The following is a 2261-nucleotide window of genomic DNA, read 5'->3' as shown; positions in this document are numbered from 1 at the left end:
AACAGGCAAGGGGGTCGGGGATGCCGATCGCCTTAAGTATCCGGAAACCAATGGAACAGTCGTTTGGGGCAGATTTTAGTGGAGTCAGGGTTCACAATGATGCCCAATCTGACCAGTTGAATCAATCAATTCAGGCTCGTGCTTTTACTACAGGTAAAGATATCTTCTTTCGGCAGGGGGAATATAATCCTGGGAGTCGAGGAGGGCAGCAATTGATTGCTCATGAGTTGACTCATGTGATTCAGCAAGGAGGTGGCAAAGTTGTGACTAATCAATCTGTTAGGGTCAGCGCAGCTCCTGTAGCTAGGATCCAGTGTATGTCTTTGATGCAGTTCCAAGACAAGTACGAACTAAAAACTGTTCAACAGCAGGGACAAAATCCTCCTCGGACTTCCTATGTACATCACAAGTTAGTTGGTCATCGACCCAATCAACCATATCCCCAGTTTAATTACGGCTATGTGGCAAATGTTCCTACCTATCCGGGAGGTACAACTCCAAACGCAATCGCTACTAAGTATGAGGAGGGGTTTGAAGATAAAACAGAGATGTCTTATCGATTTAGGCTAGTAGTTGGGGTGAATAAATACAAAAGCTTAATGAGGGCTAGAAGTGAGGATGAAATCAGAGATGTGATTAATAATACAGGCAATTTTAACTATCCAGGGATTGTTTTTGGATTTACATGGGAACCGTTTTGGGTTAAAAAATCTACCAACCAAAAGGCAGATTCAAATCAGATAGAAACAGACTTCGGGACACTTAATACTCAGGAGCAGGATCAAGCAGAAGCAACATTAAAAGAAGCTAACTATCTACCTTATGGGGTATTTAGGGATGAAATAACTAAAAGCCAATACACTCAAAGATGTGTGAATGACCTAAAAAATCGATTTAACATACCAAACATTTATATTCATATTGGGGATGCCGACGCGCTTAGTCTCAAAGTTCCAGAGGAGCAATCTCGACACGGTCATTATCAACCCATGGGTTTATTTTCCAAGTACGACCAACTCCTTACACGTCATCAGACTAAAGGAAGACAACTCCCCTATCTTGCCAGCGGTGGGTACGAGCTGCGTCAAGGGGCTCAGGGTGGAGATTTGCCTGCTGATGACGATTTGAGTGTACTGGCTAATAAAATTGATATGAAGGTTCGTCGGATTATTTCAAAAGTAGATCCTAGGGCACCATATTTTCCTGAACCTAATACACTTATAAAGTATGAAGCACTCTTAAAGAATCCAACAGACCCTAACAGCGGACTCAAAAATCGATTGTTCGGTATCAAAGGTGGGGAAGGAAGGGAGCTTATGAAAAATGTACTCGGCGGCCTCCGAGGAGATCTCAAGGAATATGCCTTCTTCAAGCCCAAGGCGGCAATAGCTACATCAACAGCAGGTGGAGGCGAGCGCCTCAAAGCAAGACCCCTACCAAACTACAACCCTCACGAGAAGCAGTTGATTTTAAGAAGGAATATTCCTCCAAATATACTCCGATCTGCTTTGAGAAAGGTTTTGACATCGGCACAGTCTCATGCCCACCCAAGAGGCTGGATAACTCAAGTCGGAATGGGTCTAGGTTTAGATTGGTATGGAGTTCAGCAAATTTATCAACAACAGGTTAATAACTCTGGAAATGCTGAGATTAGAAAAGTTTTAAATGACTTGCTCCCAAATTTTCATCAAGGAAGACCACGAAGGATAACCAATGCTCAGAGAGGTCTAGTTGAAAGGATGGCACAATCAACAATTACTGCCATCGAGAGTTTCTTAGCAGAATTGGAACAGATCATCATAAAAAAAGCCCAATAGTTGAAGTGGATGGGGATATTCCCAATCCAGACTGACAGTTTCACTCCCCTACACCGATAACCTACTCGGTAATATGATTGGTTGTTAATTTCGCAAACTATTTAAGATTTAGTCAAGCTCATGGGTAATCTACGACAAAGCCAAACTAGACAGACACAAGCTCGAGATCAGTCAATAGTATCAGGAAATAGGAAGCCAACATACCACCCAATCGACGAACTGCAAGGGATAATCGGCAACCGAGCACTGGGTAATCTAATTAAATCCCAGCAATACAAATCTGGAGAAGTTCATCGTTCCCAAGATCCTCTGCTGAATAGTGTCTCCCCTGTTAGTGGGCAACCAATTCAGCGAATGCCAATGTTTAGGGGACTTTCCCATGAGTTAATGGGTCATTGGCAGCAGGGCAATCCAGTACAGGCGAAGCTAACTATTGGTGAAGCT

At 43.2% G+C, this 2261-nt stretch carries 1 protein-coding gene and 1 pseudogene; both read left to right on the top strand.

The annotated features are described in order from the left end of the window. A partial coding sequence (locus F6K37_RS38885) for an eCIS core domain-containing protein (RefSeq protein WP_287256554.1) occupies positions 1-1817 on the top strand: 1817 nt, incomplete at its 5' end. 120 nt (positions 1818-1937) lie between these two features. Continuing rightward, positions 1938-2261, top strand: a pseudogene (locus F6K37_RS38880) (DUF4157 domain-containing protein); the annotation flags it as partial.

The sequence above is a fragment of the Moorena sp. SIO4E2 genome (assembly GCF_010671945.1).
Classification (GTDB): Bacteria; Cyanobacteriota; Cyanobacteriia; order Cyanobacteriales; family Coleofasciculaceae; genus Moorena; species Moorena producens.
This window is presented reverse-complemented; position numbering and strand designations above follow the sequence as displayed.